Genomic DNA, 17,390 nt, shown 5'->3' with positions numbered 1-17,390 from the left:
TCAGGCTCCCGTGCCGGTGCGGGCCAGCAGCGCGTGCAGCGGCCAGCCGGGGACGGGGTCTTCGTCCTCCAGCAGGGTGCAGGCGAACTTCAGGCGGCCGCTGGAACTCGCCCAGCCGCGCGGCGCGGGGCCGCTCAGCTGCAGCCGCTCCGGCCGGCCCACGCCCACCCGCAGCGCCTCGCGCGCGACGTGGGCTTCCAGCCATTCGCGGTCGGCGCCATCCGGAATCACGGCGGTGCGCACGGCGGCGAGCAGCACGCCATCGTAGGCGGCCAGCGACAGCACGCCGCCGTGGACCAGGCCGAACCACGCGCCCGGACGGCGCCGGCGCCTGGTGGCGTTCAGGGCCGCGACGAATTGCGGCGCCACTTCGACGAGGTAGAAGCCGTGCTCGCGCGCGAGCGATTCCAGCAGCGCGAGCAGCGCTTCCGGCACGGCCGCGGCCAGGAAGGGCTGGCTGGCGCTCCAGTCCGCGCTGATGCGCCAAGGCGCGGGCATCGCGCCGAACAGGGCTTGGAAACGCAGGGCAGCCGCGGCCTGCAGGTCGCCAGGACGGGTGGCGCCCGCCGGCGGCGGCACCTGCCACAAGCGCACCAGTTCGTCGGCCAGCACCACGCTCAGGGGCCAGCGGCGCAAGCCATTGTCCGCGGCCGCTTCCTGCAGCAATGCGCGCAGGCCGTTTTCCAGCGCGTCCGGGGCGCCCGCCTCCACCGGCTGCACGGCCAGCACCACGGCGGACGGCGTCGGCCATCCGCCCGTGCGCAGCAGGGCGAGGCCATCCGGCGCGATGCCGAGACGCAGCGACTGTCCGAATCTCCTACGCATGCAAGGTCACCCGCTTGATCTCGTCGATGGTGGTGGCGCCGCGCCGCACCAGGTCCAGCGCCGCCAGGCGCAGGCTGCGGGTGCCGTTGGCCTGGGCCGCGGCCTTGATGCGGCGGATCGGCTGCTTGTCGACGATCAGCTCGCGGATCTCGTCGTTGAGCGTGAGGATCTCGGCGATCGAACGCCGTCCCCGGTAGCCGGTGCCGCGGCAGTCGCCGCAGCCCTTGCCGCGCATGAAGACATAGCCGGCGACGTCCTCGCGCGCCAGGTGGACCGAGGACAGTTCAAGCGTATCCGGCTCGTAGCGCGTGGCGCAGTGCGGGCAGTTCATGCGGATCAGGCGCTGGGCCCAGATGCCGTTCAGGGCCGACACGAAAGCGTAGGGGTCGATGCCCATGTGGGTGAAGCGGCCGAACACGTCGAACACGTTGTTGGCGTGGACCGTGGTCAGGACCAGGTGGCCGGTCAGCGCGGACTGCACCGCGATCTCGGCGGTCTCGCGGTCGCGGATCTCGCCGACCATGATTTTATCGGGGTCGTGGCGCAGGATCGAACGCAGGCCTTTCGCGAAGGTCAGCCCCTTTTTCTCGTTGACCGGAATCTGCAGGATGCCGGGCAACTGGTACTCGACCGGATCCTCGATGGTGATGATCTTTTCGCGGCCGTTGTGGATCTCGGTGAGCGCCGCGTACAGGGTCGTGGTCTTGCCCGAGCCGGTCGGCCCCGTCACCAGCAGCATGCCGTAGGCCTCCTGGGCCAGGGTGCGCAGGGTGGCGAGCGACGGCGCGTCGAATCCCAGCGCTTCGAGGGTGAGGGCGCCATAGGATTCGATCATGGCGCGCTTGTCGAGGATACGGATCACGGCGTCCTCGCCGTGGATGCTGGGCATGATCGAGACGCGCAGGTCGATGTCGCGCCCGCCGGACTCGACCCGGAAGCTGCCGTCCTGGGGGATGCGGCGCTCGGCGATGTCGAGTTCGGCCAGCACCTTCAGGCGCGAGATGATGTGCTCGGCCAGCTCGACGCCGCCCACCGTGGCCGCATGGTCGAGCACCCCGTCGACCCGGTATTTCACCGCCAGGCCGCTGGCGGTACTCTCCAGGTGGATGTCCGAGGCGCCGGCCTTGAGCGCATCGTAGAGCGTGGAATTGACCAGTTTGACGGCCGGGCTGCCCGCTTCCGAGACGGAAGCGAAGGACAGCACCTGGGCCGACTTGCCGTCGCGCCGCGCATCGCCTGCTCCGCCCACCAGGCTGTCGACCGCGCGCGCCGACTCCTCCTGCTTGGAGAGATAGGCCTGGATGTCGGACTGCAGGGCCAGCGACAGGGGCAGCGGATTGCGCGGGGTGGCGCGGGCCTGGGCGCCGAGCCAGGTCTGCAGGTCGAGGTCGAAGGGGTCGGCCAGCACGCCGGAAAGGCGCCCCGCCCCGTCGCGCAGCAGCACGCAGTGGCGCGACATCGCCTGCGCCAGCGGCAGCAGGTCGAAGGCCGGCACCGAGGCCAGCATGGCGGCCGTCTCCATCACCGGCAGGCCGAAGGGCGCCGCCAGCTCGCGCACGATCTGGCGCGGCTCGCGGCCGGTCAGTCCTTCGAGCTCGGCCACCAGGCCGCGGCGCGAGGCCTGGGCCAGCGCGCGGGCGCGGGCCAGCAGGCCGGGGTCGAGCAGATTGTCGGCGGGCTGGACGCTCACGACATATCCCCGGCGAGGTCGAAGATCGGCATATACAGCAGCACCACGATGGCGCCCACCACCAGGCCGATGGCCGCCATCAGCAGCGGCTCGAAGGTGCGGGTGAAGCGGTCGATCCAGCGCGTGATCTCGCCGTCGTAGAAGGCGGCCGACTGGGTCAGCATCGGCCCCATGTCGCCGGTGCGCTCGCCCACGCGCAGCATGCGCAGCGAGATCGGCGTGGTCAGGCCGTTGGCCTCGAAGGCGGTCGACAGCGGCTGGCCCGATTCGACCGCGGCGCGCGCGCTCATCAAACTCTTGCGCAGGTTGTTCGACACCATGGGCTGCACGGTATCGATGGCGCTGACGATGGTGATGCCGCCCTCTGTGAGCATGCCGAGCGTGAGGTAGAGGCGCGAAAGTTCATAGATCCGGGCGCGCTCGCCGATGCCGGGCAGGCGCGCCAGCATGCGCGCCACGCCGCCGGTGCGCAGCAGATGGCGCACCCCGGCAACCGCGCCGGCCAGGAGCAGCAAGGCGGTCATCAGAATGCCCGTGCCGTGGCTGGACGCGAACTGGCCCCAGTCCAGCAGCAGCTGCGACATCCAGGGCAGCGAACGTCCGGCGCCATGGTAGACCTCGGCGAATTTCGGCACCACGTACCCGATCAGGAAGGCGCTGACGCCGCCGCCGACCATGAGCAGGATGACGGGGTAGATCGAGGCGCTGACGATTTTCGAGCGCACCGTGTCGATGCGCTGCTGGTAGTCGATGTAGCGGCTCAACGCGCGCGGCAGGTCGCTGGTGCCTTCGGCGGCGCGCACGATGCCGACATACAGCGGCGGGAACAGGTCGGGCTGGGCGGCCAGCACGCTTGAAAAGCGCTTGCCTTCGCGCAGGCCGCCCAGCAGGCGTTCGAGCACGCCGCGCGCGCCCGGGCTGGCTTCCTTTTCCAGCAGCGCCTCGAGCCCCTCGACGATGCCCAGGCCCGCATTGAGCAGGGCCAGCAGCTCCTGGCTGAACAGGACGATGGCCAGGCCCCCGCCCTTCTTGCCGAAGCCGGCGAAGGGGCTGGCGCGCGCCGGCTCGATGCTGCTGACGAAGAGGCCGCGCGCCTCGACCTGGCGGCGGGCGTCGACCGCGTCGGCGGCATCGACCACGATGCTGGAGATCGACATGTCGGGCGCGAGGGTGCGAACGGCGAACTGCATGAAGACGGGCCCGGGGAAAATCAGGAAATCGGTTCGATCAGGGAAGCGCAGTATACCGCCGGATTATTGCGAGGAGATGTCGGCATTGTCGCCGCTGCCGCCCGGCTGGCCGTCCTTGCCCAGCGAGACGATCTCGTACTCGCCCTTGCTGCCCGGCGCGCGGTACTGGTAGGGGTGGCCCCAGGGATCCGGCGGGACGCCCTTCTTCAGGTAGGGGCCGTTCCACTTGGCGCCGGCGCTGGGCGGCGCCGTCATGAGGGCGCCCAGGCCTTCCTCGGCCGTCGGGTAGCGGCCGACGTCGAGGCGGTAGGTGTCGAGCGACTTGTCGAAGGCTTCGATCTGGGCCTTGGCCACCGTCACCTCGGACTTGCCCAGCTGCGAGAAATACTTGGGGCCGACATAGGCGGCCAGCAGGCCGATGATGACGATCACCACCAGCAGTTCGAGCAGGGTGAAACCCGCCTGGCGGGCGCGCTGTTGTGAAAGGGCTTGCATCCGACCTGCTCCTCGTGACTCTTCCATGCTTCGTTAGTAAGCGTGCAAGAAGGCTAACACGCCCTCCTGAACGCCGACAAGATTTCTTTACATTGTGCCATCAAACGCGGCAGCCGCCCTGCCGCCGCGGCCGGCCAGGGACTTGCCTTGACGCCGCTCAGCGCGGGGACGGCGAGGAGGCGCCGAGCTGGCAGGCGCCGGCCGTGCAGACGGCGCCCGGGTCGGGGATATGGCGGCAGGTCGACACCATGCCGCTGGCCTGGTTCTGCGCCTGGCGTTCGGCCTTGTGGCGGGCGGCCAGTTCGAGCAGGGCTTTTTCGTCGGTACGCGTCAATGAATACGGCAGGTACTCCTGCGGGCCGCCGCAGGGGTTGGCGCCGATCGCGACGGTGCGGCACTGGCCGTGCTCGGTACAGGTGGCGTCCCTGGTCATGGCGCGGATCCGGGCCAGGGTGTCGCCGGCCGGCGCGGCCGCCGCATTTGCCGGGGCCTGGACCGGCGCGCGTGCCGGGTCCTGGGCATTGCTTGTGCAGGCGGCGCAGCCGAGGAGGAGGACAAGGATGAGTGTTCGCATGGCTTCATCTTCCCTTCTCTGCCAAATGTGGTCAAGCGAATCACGATATGCACGGCCGTTCGTGACAGAAAGAAAATCTGGCGTTTTTTACGTCGCGGCAGAGCAACGCTGGTTGTTGCTATACGTCATCATTTGCCTTGGAGAATTTTTTATTTCGTTTGGGCACGAAAAGCCATCTTCACCCAACTGCGCGCAACTTCGTTCAATTCTATTTCTAAATCTTAATCTTTGCTGTTCGATAACGAAATAAATTGAGCACCGGAAAAATTTACTCACTACAATAGCTTCATTACCGACGAGCTTGCTCTACACGCACCATGAACTTCTCCAGCCCCCGTACCGTTACCGCCATCGCCCTGACCGCCCTCCTGACCGCTTGCGGCGCAGGCCAGCAGGAAGCCGGGATGCCAACGCAGCTGGCATCGACCGTGATCAGCGCCCCGGCGACCACCCCTGTCAGCGCCGTTCCGGCCGCCGGCGCCCCTGCCGTCGCCGCCACCGGTCCGAACATGCCGGCGCCGGACTGCGCCGCCGAAGGTTGCGCCAGCCTGCGCATCATCGACGGCAATGCCGAAGCCTTCCGCGTCGACGCCATGCGCCGCGCCGCCAACGCCGGCGAAGCCACCCAGTCCTGATTCCTCCCGGCGGCGCCGTCCGGCGCCGCTTCTCTCACAGCAGCCGCAGCTCAAGGCACCGGGCCACCGCATGGGCCCGGTTCGCCACGCCGAGCGCGCGGTAGATGCGCTGCAGGTGGTTCTTCACCGTCAGCCCGCTGATTCCCAGGGCCTGCCCGGCCTCCTCGTTGCTCCGTCCCGCCCGCACGCAGGCCAGGATGGCCAGCTCGCGCGCGCTCAATGGCCGCAGCGGCTGCTCCACCCTGCCCCGAGCCAGGGCGCGCCCCGGCGCGCGCAGCAGTCCCATGTGCAGGTAAGGCAGCAGGAGCTGCAGGAAGTGTCCATGGCGCGGCCCCGGCCGGAACGGCAGGCCGAACAGCGCGAACAGGGTCGCGCCGTGTTCCAGCGGCGCGCTGCCATGCACCAGCACATTGTCGAAGCCGCTCTCGCGCAGCAGCGCCAGGCAGCCGGCCAGCTGTCCGGACGGCGCGTCCGGGTCGAGCACGGCCGGCAGGCCAGGACCGGCGCGCCAGGCCTCCGCCAGTTGAACCCCGAACCTGGCGAGCAGGTCCAGCGCACTGCCGTCGAGTACGGCGCGGTGCAGGCATTCGCTGCGCACGACATGTCCGCCGCCGTCGAGCTGCAGGCACAGCAGGGCTTCGTGCGGCAGCAGCGCCTGCAGCGGCCCCTGCGCCCACAGGAACAGGGAGCGCAGGTCCGCCAGGTCGACGCCGGACTCGATGGTCCGCAGCAGGTATTCCTGCTCCAGCTTGCTGAGGATGACCATGCGACGCTTCAGGCGGCCGATGGCCAGCGCAGGCGCGGCCGCGCCGGCCAGGCGGCGAAGCGGTAGCCGGTGCCGCGCACCGTCTCGATGTGGCCCTGGTGGCTCGCGCCCAGCGCGGCGCGCAGGCGCCCGACGTGGGTGTCGACCGTGCGCTCGTCGACCACCGCATGGCTGCCCCAGACGCCGTCGAGCAGCTGGGAGCGGGTGAAGACGCGTTCGGGGTGGCGCATCAGGAAGGCCAGCAGGCGGTACTCCAGCGGACCGAGGGCGATGCGGCGCGCGCCGATGCTGGCGCGCTGGGTGCCGGGTTCGAGGCGCAGGCCGGCCAGCTGGACCGCATCCAGGCAGGGCTGGGGCGCGCGCCGGCGCAGCAGCGCGTGCATGCGCGCCAGCAGTTCGCGCGGGCCGAAGGGTTTGCAGAGATAGTCGTCGGCGCCGGATTCCAGCGCCAGCACCTTGTCCGCCTCCAGGCTGCGCCGGCTCAGCATGATGGCCGGCAGCTCGCGGGTGCGCTGCCGGGCGCGCAGGCGGCGCAGCAGGGCCTCGCCGCTCTGCCCCGGCAATTCCCACTCGAGCAGGAGCATGTCCGGCAGGCGCTCCTCGAACAGCAGCCAGGCCGCTTCGGCGCTGGCGCAAGACGAGGTCTCGTAACCGGCGGCGCCGAGATTCTGCAGCAGCAGGCGCTGGATCGCGGGATCGGGGTCGAGCACGAGGACGTGGGCGGACATGGGCGACGGCGATGTCTGGATGCGTTGATGAATCGACTATGCCGCAAGCGCCGCAAGCTGATAAATACAATTTCTCTTAAGAATTTATTCCTTTTTGCTATAAATGCAAACACCTGCCGAAGCAGGTGTTCACATTGCCTTGCTTAAGAGAGAGTCGCTCAGCGGCGTGCGTAACGGCGCGTGAGGCCGAGCAGCAGCAGGCCGGTGGCCAGCAGCGCCCAGTCCGACGGCTCCGGCACGGCGGTCACATCGACCGCGCCGCTCGGCACGTCGACCACATCGTCCAGGCCCGGCATCAGCTCGATGCGCACCAGGGCGCCCAGCAGGTTCTCGTAGGTCTCATCCAGCAGCCCGATGCTGAAGGTGGTGCCGTCGCCCAGGTCGGCACGGTCGAAGCTGACTTCGAACTGGAACAGGCCGCCCGGTTGCAGGTCCAGCAGCACGGCATTGAAACCGCCGCCATTGCCGATGGTGAAACCGCCGGGCAGGTCGCCCGTGGCCTCGCCGTCGAGGGTGAAGCCGGCGAAGTCGCCGCTCAGGCCGTTCACATACGCCGTGGCGGGACCGGCGCTGCCCAGCCCCAGGAACTGGAGATCCAGGAAGCGGGCCGTCGAGAAGGATGGCGCGGAGGTGTCGATCGCGACCTTGTACAGCGGACCGGCGAAGGCGGGCATCGCGCCCAAGGCAAAGGTAAGGGCCAGCAGTGCGCGGGCGAAGAGTGCTTTGGTGTTGAACATGGTGTGTTTCCTGTATCTGTATTAGTAGGTGCCCGAGATCAGCTTTGCGGTGTAGTTGATCGCGGCCTTGGCCGGGTTGCCGAACACGGTCGTGACGGTCACCGTGGCGCCCGGCGCCAGGCCGCCGCCCGGCAGCGTGAAGTAAGGCGCACCGCCCTGCTCGCCCGACTTGTTGTCGAGGGTGACGCCGGCCGTCAAGCCGTCCAGGCGCAGGTGCAGCGGGCCGGTAAGCAGCGCGCCGCTGGTGTTGGTGAAGCTCACGGTGCCGCTGTACTTGCCGGTGGCGCGGTTCAGGCTCACGCCGCTGCGCACGATCTTCACCGAGGCGGTCACGTCCACGGTCGGCGCGGTGAGGTTCAGGCTCAGCACCACCGGGTCGTGGTCCGAGGCCCGGTAGGCGCCCTCACGGTAGGGGTCTGACGGCGTGTCTCCCAGGTTGTAGTCGAGGGTCTCCGGCTCGTCGGCATTGTTGTGCCACTCGGCGGCGCCCGCCACCTGCGCGCTCAGGCTGTTCGTCGCCAGGGCGTGGTCGAGGTAGCCTGCGGTGCCGTCGAACACATACGAGTAGGGCATGCCGGCCGGGCGCACGAAGCGCTCGATCTGGTTGACCATGCCGCTGGCGGTCAGGTGATTGATCGGGTTCTCGAAGGCGTAGGCGTTCAGGTCGCCGATCACCAGCACGTCCGGGTCGCCGGAGGCCTGCACCACCTGCGGCAGGAAGTAGCCCGTCAGGCGCTTGGCCTGGTTCAGGCGCGCGGTGTCCCAGCAGCCCTGGCCGTTGCCCGGGTCCGCATCGCCGCCGCTGGCGCCGCCGCAGCCGCCCTTGGACTTGAAGTGGTTGACCACCACCGAGAAGACGCCGCCGTTGCCGGCCTTGAAGGTCTGGGCCATCGGCGGACGGTTGTTGACACGGTCGCCGTCCGACAGCGCCCCGCCCTGCAGCGTGAGCACGGCCGGCTTGTAGATCATGGCGACGCGGATGGCGTCGGTGCCGGTCGTGGCCGGGGCCGGCACCACGGCATAGGTGGGCTGGCCGATGGCGGCATTGAGCTGCTCGACCAGGTAGCCGACGGCCACGTCGCGGTTGTTCTGGATTTCCATCAGGCCGACCACGTCGGCATCCAGGGCCTTGAGCGAGGCGACGATCTGCTTGCGCTGGCGCTCGAACTCGGCCAGGTTGTCGGCGCCGCGGCACTCGCCGGCCGAGGTGGTGCTGCCGACGGTGCAGCCCTGGCCGGTCTTGCCCCAGGCGTCGCGGCCGTTGGTGAAGGTGGTGAAGAAGTTCAGCACGTTGGCGCTGGCGACCTTCACACCGGCCGGCAATTGCGGCGGCGCGCTGCGCGGGTTGTCGCGCGCGAAGCGCGGCTCTTCCGTCGGCTGGACCTTGAAGGCCGCGCCGCCGCCGCCGATCGCGCCGTAGTCGAGCACGCCCGTCAGGCCGCTCACGGTATCGCCCGCGCGCACGGTGCCGTCCTCGAACAGGTAGGGGATCACGGCCGGGGTGCTGAAGATGCCGTCGTCGAGCACGATTTCGTTGGCGGCGTTTTCCTTCGCCAGCGCCGCCGCTTCCGGCGAACCGGCCGGGTGACGGTTGGTCGGGTTCTCGCGGCGGCCATGGGACAGGGTCAGCTCGCCGCGCTCGCCCAGGTATTTGTTCTGGTTGACGGTAAGCGGCGTCACGAAGCGCACCAGCATGCCCTCGTAGCGCGCCAGGTCGGCGTTCGGCAGTTCGACATTGGTCGGGTTGATGCTGCCGCTGCCGACCTTGTTCACGGCGGTGAGCTCGGTGAATTCGGTATAGGTGCGCGGCGCGCTGCCCGGACGGTATTCGACCACCTTGCCGGTAATGCGCACGCGGTCGCCCACGGCGATGCCGGTGACGAGGGCGGCGTTGCTGTTGAAGACGTAGATGCCGTCCGAGGTGGTCGGGTCGCCGTCGCCGTTCGGGTCCTGCAGGAAGAAACTGTTGCCCAGCCTTGCCGTGACCACGCCCTCGGTCGACTGCACGGTGTTCGCGTAGGGGCTGGCGGCGCCGCTGCCCTGGATCTGCGGGATGCGCAGCTGGCCGGCCACGCCGACGTTGACGATGCAGCTCGCCTCCTGGCCGGCATCGTTGGTGAAGCTCACCTTGACCGGGTAGTTGCCGGTGGCGAGGCTGGCGTCCGCCACCAGGGTCACGCTGGCGCTGCCGCCGGCGCCGCTTGCCGGGGTGAAGCCGGACAGGCTGATGCCGGCGACGGCGCTGGAGACGATGGCCGCATTGCTGACGATGCTGTCCTTGTCGCTGGCCTGCAATATTGCGGAGGCTGCACTGCCCTGCTGGGCCGGCAGGCTGGCCGGGCAGTTCAGGACGATCGGCGCGGCGACCGGACCGTTGTCGCAGGCAGCGAACGGGGTGGACTTGCGGCGCGGCGCGATGGCGCCGGCCGTGAAGTCGGCGGCGTTATTGTCGGTATCGATGCAACCCGCGCCCTTGCGCGAGATGCTGGTGGTAGCCGAAGGGGACGGCGCGGCCGCGGTCTCGGAGACGTTGGCATTGCCGAAGCCGACGATCTCGACCATCGACGCGTCCGCGCTGCCTGCGGGAATGGAAGTCGAACGGGTCGAGATCGAGACGCGGCCGGCGCTCGCGCCCATGCTGAAGGCCTTGCTGTCCAGGTCGCCATTGTCGAGGGTGCTGCCGTTGTTACCGGTCGCGAACGTGATCAGGTAGTACTGGCCGGGCTCGAGCGTGTCGGCCGGGAGCGCCAGCACGCTGCTGCCGCCAGTGCCGGTAGCCGAATGGTAGTGCAGGTAGAGGCCGGACAGGCTGAGCGGCTCGGCGCTGCGGTTGAACAGCTCGATGAAGTCGCGGTTATAGGTGGCGCCGTTATTGCCGCCGGCGCCGTAGATCTGGCTGACGACGAGGTTGTTGTCGGCGTAGGCCGTGGCGGCCAGGCCGGCCAGCAGCGTCGCCAGCAGGGTGCGGCGCGGCAGGATCGATGCAACGAGGTTTTTCATGAAGGTCCCGGGTCATGGTGAGGTGTTAACAAATGCATATTAAATGCACAAATTGACAACATGATGACCACGGATTGATCCGAACGGACCAATCCTCTTTCCGGGTGATGCAGTGGGGCTCAGCGTCCTCGCGGACCGGCCCGATACGGCGCGGCCAGCGGCTCGCCGATGAACAGCCCCTGCGCCGGCCAGGCCACGCTCTTCCAGTAGGCTTCGATGGCGCTGTCGCCGCCCAGGTAGCGGCGCAGCAGGACGGTGGGATTCGGGAATTTCTGCCAGTGGTTGCAGGGCTCGCTGACGGTGCCGTAGCTGGCCGTCGCCCCCGCTTCCAGCCAGCGAAGGCTGCTCATCTGGCTCGTGCCCAGCAGGTCGCCGCCCAGCGAGGTGAGGTGGTCGGCCAGGGCTCCGGGCACGAACTGCAGGGTGTCGAGCTTGGCGACCTGGGCCATGCCGGTCTGGTAGATCAGCACGTCGCGCGCGCCCTCGAGCACGTCGCCCTGGATCACCTTCGTGGTGAGGCGGCGCGCCGGCACCCTGCCCGGCGGCGGGAAGAAGCCGGCGCGGCTGTTGCGCGCCTTTTCCGAGGTCGCCAGGTAGTAGGCGGTGGCCGGCACGGTGCGGAAGCCTGCCGCCACGCCGCGGTCGATCAGGGCCTTGGCTTCCTTCACCGAGCTGATCGGCAGCAGCATCGAGGGCCGCATCGCGTGGTCCTTGAACGGTTGCGCCGACTTGCTGTTGAAATAGGCGCTGGGCTGGCCGGCGGCGCAGGTCTTGGCGCACTGGGCGCCGTCGAAGCCCAGGGTATAGGCGCCGGTCAGGGAATTGCAGTCCACCGCATAGGGCGCGGTCCAGATCATCAGGACGGCCTGGATGGTGGGGCCGAGCTTGCTGTCGATTTCTTCCTTCAGCAGGCGGAACTGGGCGGGCGTGAGGCGCTGCGGCTTGCCGGGAATGCGCACCTTGATGACGTTGGCGGCCGGGATGTCGCGGCGCTGGCGGTAGTAGGCGCCGACGGCGACGCTGTCCGGATCGTCCTCGTTGATGACGATGGCGAGCTCGTTCGGCTTGAGCCCGGCCAGGGCGCCTGGCGCATGCAGGGCCGCGGCGCAGCCCAGGACGAGGGAGAGCAGGAAGCGGAGCAAGGCGCGCAGGCGCAGGGGCATCGGTCGCAAGGTCGTCGCTAAAAGAATGATGTCAGGAATCGAGCGCAGGCAGGCCTCAGCTGCACCTGCGCGCGCAGCCGCACATCATGCCATAGCTTGCCATTCTGTCAGCTCACGCATGGCCGGCGTTTTCCGCCGCCCTGCCCTGCCTCAATGCCTGGCTGGCGAGGCGGCGCGCGCCGGCACGGCCTTGCGCTGCCGGCGCCGCCAGGCGGTGAAGCCGAGCAGGCCCAGGCCCGCCGCCAGCATGGCGTTCTGGCCGGGTTCGGGCACCAGGGAGATCGAGTAGACCTCGAGCGCATCGACCCGGAACAGCTGGCCGCCCGTGCTGCCGTCGATGATGCTGATGCCCTCTTCGCCCCCGCCATAGCTCACCTGCCAGGAGAGGGCCGCGTTGAGGCGGTCGTTGACGAACAGATCGGGGCCGGCGCCGAAGGTCGGTCCGTGGTTGGGGTCGTTGTAGGTCTGGCGGATGCCGCGGCTGGGCAGGATGTTGTCGCTCATGACCTGGCGCCACAGCTGCGCATCGGTGTAGTTGAAGATGAAGGCGGTGCGCTGCCAGTCATTCGGCGTTTCGTGCCAGCCGTCGCTGGAAGACCAGCTCTGCGGATTGTAGCCGCCGATGATCCAGCTGTTGCCGAGGTCGTTGCTGACCTGGAGCAGCGTGAAGGTCATGCCGGCGCCGTCGGCCGCGCTGTGGAAGTCGCGCGAGTTGTGGCCGAATTCGCGGGTGTAGATGTTGCGCAGGTCCAGCGGACCGGCGCCGAGCCAGCGTTCGAGCTGGCCATACAGGGTCAGGTCCAGCAGGGTGCCGCCGTTCTGCGCCTGCGCCGCCGGCGCCGCCAGGCCCAGGGTCACGGTCATGGCCAGGGTACCGGCCGCAACGAATGATTTCATGGATTTCCCCTCATCGGTTCACGTCGGGGAATTCTACGCCCGGGTTGACGCGAGGGTTCGCACGGTTCCGCCGTGCAAGCGCGGATGACCCCGCCACCTGGCGGCGGCGGGGCCGGACCCCGATCAGGCGCGCTTGTAGATGTCCTCGAAGCGGACGATGTCGTCCTCGCCGAGGTAGCTGCCCGACTGCACTTCGATGATGTGCAGCGGCAGCTTGCCCGGGTTTTCCAGGCGGTGGTTCATGCCGATCGGGATGTAGGTCGACTCGTTCTCGGACAGCAGGCTGACGGTGTCGCCGCAGGTCACGCGCGCGGTGCCCGAGACCACGACCCAGTGCTCCGCGCGGTGGTGGTGCATCTGCAGCGAGAGCTTCTCGCCCGGCTTGACGGTGATGCGCTTGACCTGGAAGCGGTCGCCCGCATCGATGCCCTCGTAGTGGCCCCAGGGGCGGTAGACGCGGGTGTGGTGCAGGTGCTCGGTACGCGCCTTCGATTTCAGGTGGTCGACCACCTGCTTGACCCGCTGCACCTGGTCCTTGTGGGTCACCAGCACCGCATCCTGGGTTTCGACCACGACGATGTCTTCGACGCCGACCACGGCCACGATGCGCGATTCGGCGCGCACCAGCGAATTCTTCACGCCGTCCAGGTAGACGTCGCCGCGCTGGGCATTGCCGTCGGCGTCCTTGGGCTGGACTTCCCACAGCGCCGACCAGGAACCGACGTCGTTCCAGCCGATATCGGCCGGCACCACGGCGGCGTCGCGGGTCTTTTCCATCACCGCATAGTCGATCGAATCGGACGGGCTGTCGGTGAAGGCCTGCTCTTCCAGGCGGCAGAAGTCGAGGTCACGGTAGCCGGTGCTGACGGCCTTCTCGGCCGCGAGCGCGATCTGCGGCGCATGCTGCTGCAGCTCGTCGAGGAAGCGCGAAGCGCCGAACATGAACATGCCGCTGTTCCAGTAGTAGCCGCCTTCGTCCAGGAAGCTCTGCGCGGTGGCGGCATCCGGCTTCTCGACGAAGCGCGCGACGGAGTAGCAGTCGCCGCAGTTGGCGACCGCTTCGCCGCGGCGGATGTAGCCATAGCCGGTTTCCGGCGACTTCGGCACGATGCCGAAGGTGGCGAGCTTGCCCTGGCCCACCAGGGTCACGGCGCGCTCGACGGCGTCGCGGAAGGCGGCGCCGTTTTCGATCACGTGGTCGGCCGGCAGCACCAGCATCAGCGCTTCCGGGTCGATGCTCTTGAGGTAGTTGGCGGCGGCCGCCACCGCCGGCGCGGTGTTGCGGCCGACAGGCTCGAGCAGGATGCCCAGCGGCGTGATGCCGATCTCACGCAACTGCTCAGCCACCATGAAACGGTGGTCATTACCGCAGACCACCAGGGGCGCCATCACTCCCGGCCAGCCGGCCACGCGTTGCGCGGTTTCCTGCAGCATGGTCTTGTCGGCGACCAGGGGCAGGAGCTGCTTGGGCAGTACCGCACGCGACAGCGGCCACAAGCGGGTGCCGGCGCCGCCGGAGAGGATGACTGGGTAAATTTTCATGCGCTAACTTTCTCTGAAATTTTTTCTACTTCGGTACTGGCCTGACTGGCTTCTTCCTTGCGGCGTGAGCGACGGCGGTCGCGCGCGTTGACCCATTCCTCGGACGAATATTCCGAGGCATGTTTCATTTCGCCCTTGCGGTCGACACTGTAATCCTTGAAAACTATCATTTCATGCAATGTTACATCATGCAACACCCGTGTGTATTCGAACAAGACGCTGCGTACCACCTCCGCGCCTTCGCAGATGTGGCTGCCGTGGCCGATCCAGGTCGGGCCGACGATGCGGGCGCCCGCTTCGATGCGCACGTTGGAACCGATGTAGACCGGACCCTCGATGGTGGTGCCGTTCCAGTCGATGCTGGTGTTCAGTCCAGTCCAGACGCCGGGCTCGATCTGGATGCCCGGCACGTCCATGTGGTTGACTTCGCCGGTCAGCACCGTCTGCAGCACTTCCCAGTAGTCGCTCATGGTGCCGATGTCGAGCCAGTTGAAAGGACGGCCCTGGGCGTAGAACGGCAGGCCGCGCTCTGCCAAAAGGGGGAAGAGTTCGGAGCCGATATCGAAGGGCACGCCCGACGGGATCAGGTCGATGACCTCGGGCTCGAAGATGTAGATGCCGGTCGAGATGAAGTTGGACTTGGCTTCGGCCTCGGACGGCTTTTCCTGGAACTCGGTGATGCGGCCGTTGGCGTCGGTGACCACCACGCCGTATGAGGAAACCTTGTCCCACGGCACCTCTTTCGTGATGACGGAGGCCATGGCGCCCTTGCGGCGGTGCTCGAGCAGGGCGGCCTTCAGGTCGAGGTCGATCAGGGCGTCGCCGCACAGGACGATGGTGGTATCGTCGAAGAAGCCGCCGAATTCCTGGATCTTCTTCATGCCGCCGGCCGAGCCGATCGGTTCCGGCACCACCGCGCCATCGTCCTTGATATAGCCTTCGAAGGAATAGCCGATCTGCACCCCGAACTGCTCGCCTTCACCGAAGTACTCTTCGATTTTTTCGTGCAGCCAGCTGACGTTGACCATGATTTCGGTCACGCCATGCTTCTTAAGGTGTTCGACCAGGTAGGCCATCACGGGTTTTCCCAGCAGCGGGATCATGGGTTTAGGCAGGTCATAGGTCAGCGGGCGTACACGCGTGCCCTTGCCTGCAGCGAGAATCATGGCTTTCATCAGACCGTCCTTAATGTAAATGAGTTTGTTTACTTGGCTGTGGTTTGGTAGCGCCAGACGTCGGCGCACATTTGAGCGACATCACGCTCGGCAGTCCAGCCCAGCTCTTCGCGCGCCTTGGCCGGATCGGCGTAGCACTTGGCCACGTCGCCGGGGCGGCGGTCGACGATCTGGTAGGCGATCTTGCGTCCACAGGCTTGCTCGAAAGCGCGCACCATTTCCAGTACGCTGTTACCGCGGCCAGTGCCGAGGTTGTAGGTAACGATGCCCGGCCCCTTGGCCAGGCGATCGAGGGTCTTCACGTGGCCGATCGCGAGATCGACCACGTGGATGTAGTCGCGCAGGCCGGTGCCGTCCGGCGTCGGGTAGTCGCCGCCGAAGACGGACAGCTTCTCGCGCTGGCCGTTGGCGACCTGGGCGATGTAGGGAACCAGGTTGTTGGGGATGCCGCTCGGCTCTTCGCCGATCAGGCCGCTCTCGTGGGCGCCGACCGGGTTGAAGTAGCGCAGCAGGGCGATGCGCCAGTCGGGCTCGGCCTTGGCGAGGTCGCGCAGGATGTCTTCGATCATCAGCTTGCTGCGGCCGTAGGGATTGGTGGCCGAGAGCGGGAAGTCTTCGCGGATCGGCACCGAGGCCGGGTCGCCGTAGACGGTGGCCGAGGACGAGAACACCAGCGACTTGACGCCGAACTTGGCCATGGTCTCGAACAGGATCACGCTGCCGTTGACGTTGTTGTCGTAGTAGCGCAGCGGCTGGGCCACCGATTCGCCGACGGCTTTCAGGCCGGCGAAGTGGATGACGGCCTCGACCTTGTGCGCTGCAAAAATGCGCTCCATGGCCGCGCGGTCGCGGATGTCGGCTTCTTCGAAGACGAAGGGCGTACCGGTGATCTTCTGCACCCGTTCCTGCACCGAGACCACGGCATTCGAGAGGTTGTCGACCACGACGACGTCATGGCCGGCCTGCTGGAGTTCGACGACGGTATGCGAACCGATATAACCCATACCGCCAGTAACCAGGATCTTCATGTCTTTTTGCTCTCAGTGATATGTGAAATGTATTAGTAAGATGACAATCAATGGCTAAGCATATCACGGCGACGGCGGAAATCCACGCACGCTAGCGCAGCTGCTGTTGCAGCGCGGCATGGCGGTCTCCACGTCTCTTGTTCTTGTGAGGGGCAAACTACGGACGGCTTCTGTGGCGTCCTTTATCCCTGCTTGACCTGCTTGCCTTTGAAGGCTTCCTTGATGAACAGGCCTATGAAAGCCATGTCCTCGATGAAGTAGCGCCGGAACATGCGGCGCGGCTCCTGCAAGAAGCGGTAGAACCACTCCAGTCCGGATTTCTGCATCCAGACCGGCGCCCGCTTGACCTTGCCGATGGCGACATCGAAGGTGCCGCCGACGCCCATTGCGAAAGGAATCCGCATATGGGCCTGGTATTTGCCGAGGAATTGTTCCTTCTTTGGCGAGCTGATCGCCACGAACAGCAGGTCGGCGCGGCTGGCGCGGATCTGCTCGGCGACCAGCGCCTCTTCCTCTTCCCCCTTCCAGTAGCCGTTGCGGTAGCCGGCCAGCACCAGGCGCGGATACTTGCGCTGGTAAGTCTCGGCCACCTTGCTCACGACTTCCTCGCGCGCGCCCAGCAGGAACACGCGCCATCCTTTTTCGCCCGCGCGCCGCATCAGCGCCTCGAACAGGTCGACCCCCGCCACCCTTTCCTTGAGCGGCTTGCCGAGCAGGCGCGAAGCCCACACCACCGGCATGCCGTCCACGTTCACCAGCGCGCAGTCGTTGATGATCTGCCGCAGTTCCGGATCGCGGCTGGCCTTGACCAGCTTGTCCACATTCACGACCACATGCTGATGGGGCAAACCGGTGGCAATGAATCCCTCCACCTTGCCCAGCGTCTCTTCCATTGTCAGGTTGTCGACCTGGCAGCCCATCAGCGTGATGCGGTCATTCATATGC

16 protein-coding genes are annotated in these 17,390 nt (G+C 67.3%); 1 reads left to right on the top strand and 15 read right to left on the bottom strand.

Annotation, left to right across the window (positions count from 1 at the left end; translation table 11 throughout):
• From ACQ7JA_RS00660 to ACQ7JA_RS00640, 5 genes are all read right to left on the bottom strand, one after another.
• Complete coding sequence (locus ACQ7JA_RS00660; protein WP_430893929.1) at positions 1–825, bottom strand: hypothetical protein; 825 nt, start codon at positions 823–825, stop codon at positions 1–3.
• Positions 818–2,515: a GspE/PulE family protein gene (locus ACQ7JA_RS00655; protein ID WP_430893927.1), complete on the bottom strand. Its 1,698-nt coding sequence runs from the start codon at positions 2,513–2,515 to the stop codon at positions 818–820. The genes ACQ7JA_RS00660 and ACQ7JA_RS00655 overlap by 8 nt, the downstream gene beginning before the upstream one ends.
• Positions 2,512–3,705: a type II secretion system F family protein gene (locus ACQ7JA_RS00650; RefSeq protein ID WP_430893925.1), complete on the bottom strand. Its 1,194-nt coding sequence runs from the start codon at positions 3,703–3,705 to the stop codon at positions 2,512–2,514. The genes ACQ7JA_RS00655 and ACQ7JA_RS00650 overlap by 4 nt, the downstream gene beginning before the upstream one ends.
• A 63-nt stretch (positions 3,706–3,768) precedes the next feature.
• Positions 3,769–4,200, bottom strand: a complete 432-nt coding sequence (gene gspG, locus ACQ7JA_RS00645) for a type II secretion system major pseudopilin GspG (RefSeq protein WP_430893923.1) — start codon at positions 4,198–4,200, stop codon at positions 3,769–3,771.
• Positions 4,201–4,357: 157 nt separating this feature from the next.
• Positions 4,358–4,774: a hypothetical protein gene (locus ACQ7JA_RS00640; RefSeq protein WP_430893921.1), complete on the bottom strand. Its 417-nt coding sequence runs from the start codon at positions 4,772–4,774 to the stop codon at positions 4,358–4,360.
• 317 nt (positions 4,775–5,091) lie between these two features.
• On the opposite strand from ACQ7JA_RS00640, the gene ACQ7JA_RS00635 reads away from it, so the two are divergent.
• Positions 5,092–5,409 (top strand): hypothetical protein, encoded by a 318-nt coding sequence (locus ACQ7JA_RS00635; protein WP_430893919.1) that lies wholly within the window; start codon positions 5,092–5,094, stop codon positions 5,407–5,409.
• 34 nt (positions 5,410–5,443) lie between these two features.
• On the opposite strand, the gene ACQ7JA_RS00630 is transcribed toward ACQ7JA_RS00635, so the two are convergent.
• The 10 genes from ACQ7JA_RS00630 to ACQ7JA_RS00585 all read right to left on the bottom strand — a co-directional run bounded on the left by ACQ7JA_RS00630 (position 5,444) and on the right by ACQ7JA_RS00585 (position 17,386).
• A complete protein-coding gene (locus ACQ7JA_RS00630) occupies positions 5,444–6,175 on the bottom strand; it encodes a LuxR C-terminal-related transcriptional regulator (RefSeq protein ID WP_430893917.1) in 732 nt (243 codons plus the stop codon).
• 8 nt (positions 6,176–6,183) lie between these two features.
• Positions 6,184–6,903, bottom strand: a complete 720-nt coding sequence (locus ACQ7JA_RS00625) for a winged helix-turn-helix domain-containing protein (RefSeq protein WP_430893915.1) — start codon at positions 6,901–6,903, stop codon at positions 6,184–6,186.
• A 158-nt stretch (positions 6,904–7,061) separates the two neighbouring features.
• The gene (locus ACQ7JA_RS00620) at positions 7,062–7,640 is read right to left on the bottom strand and encodes an NF038129 family PEP-CTERM protein (protein ID WP_430893913.1); all 579 of its coding nucleotides are present in this window, start codon (positions 7,638–7,640) and stop codon (positions 7,062–7,064) included.
• Between the two features lie 21 nt (positions 7,641–7,661).
• Complete coding sequence (locus ACQ7JA_RS00615; RefSeq protein WP_430893911.1) at positions 7,662–10,640, bottom strand: ExeM/NucH family extracellular endonuclease; 2,979 nt, start codon at positions 10,638–10,640, stop codon at positions 7,662–7,664.
• Positions 10,641–10,759: 119 nt separating this feature from the next.
• A complete protein-coding gene (locus tag ACQ7JA_RS00610) occupies positions 10,760–11,803 on the bottom strand; it encodes a TIGR03790 family protein (protein ID WP_430894497.1) in 1,044 nt (347 codons plus the stop codon).
• A gap of 150 nt (positions 11,804–11,953) precedes the next feature.
• Positions 11,954–12,700 (bottom strand): PEP_CTERM-anchored TLD domain-containing protein, encoded by a 747-nt coding sequence (locus ACQ7JA_RS00605; protein ID WP_430893909.1) that lies wholly within the window; start codon positions 12,698–12,700, stop codon positions 11,954–11,956.
• A gap of 123 nt (positions 12,701–12,823) precedes the next feature.
• On the bottom strand, positions 12,824–14,242 hold the full coding sequence (locus ACQ7JA_RS00600) for a mannose-1-phosphate guanylyltransferase/mannose-6-phosphate isomerase (RefSeq protein ID WP_430893907.1): 1,419 nt from the start codon (positions 14,240–14,242) through the stop codon (positions 12,824–12,826).
• Positions 14,239–15,417 carry a sugar phosphate nucleotidyltransferase gene (locus ACQ7JA_RS00595; protein ID WP_430893905.1) on the bottom strand — a complete coding sequence of 393 codons (1,179 nt, stop codon included), beginning with the start codon at positions 15,415–15,417 and terminating at the stop codon, positions 14,239–14,241. Before ACQ7JA_RS00595 ends, ACQ7JA_RS00600 begins: the two co-directional genes overlap by 4 nt.
• 29 nt (positions 15,418–15,446) lie before the next feature.
• Positions 15,447–16,445 (bottom strand): UDP-glucose 4-epimerase GalE, encoded by a 999-nt coding sequence (galE, locus tag ACQ7JA_RS00590; protein ID WP_430893903.1) that lies wholly within the window; start codon positions 16,443–16,445, stop codon positions 15,447–15,449.
• 182 nt (positions 16,446–16,627) lie between these two features.
• A complete protein-coding gene (locus ACQ7JA_RS00585; protein ID WP_430893901.1) occupies positions 16,628–17,386 on the bottom strand; it encodes a WecB/TagA/CpsF family glycosyltransferase in 759 nt (252 codons plus the stop codon).
• Positions 17,387–17,390: the final 4 nt, after the last annotated feature.

The sequence above is a fragment of the Massilia sp. BKSP1R2A-1 genome (assembly GCF_050586525.1).
Lineage (GTDB): Bacteria > Pseudomonadota > Gammaproteobacteria > Burkholderiales > Burkholderiaceae_D > Telluria.
Note: the sequence above shows the minus strand (reverse complement) of the source record. Positions and strands in the feature narration are given on the sequence as shown.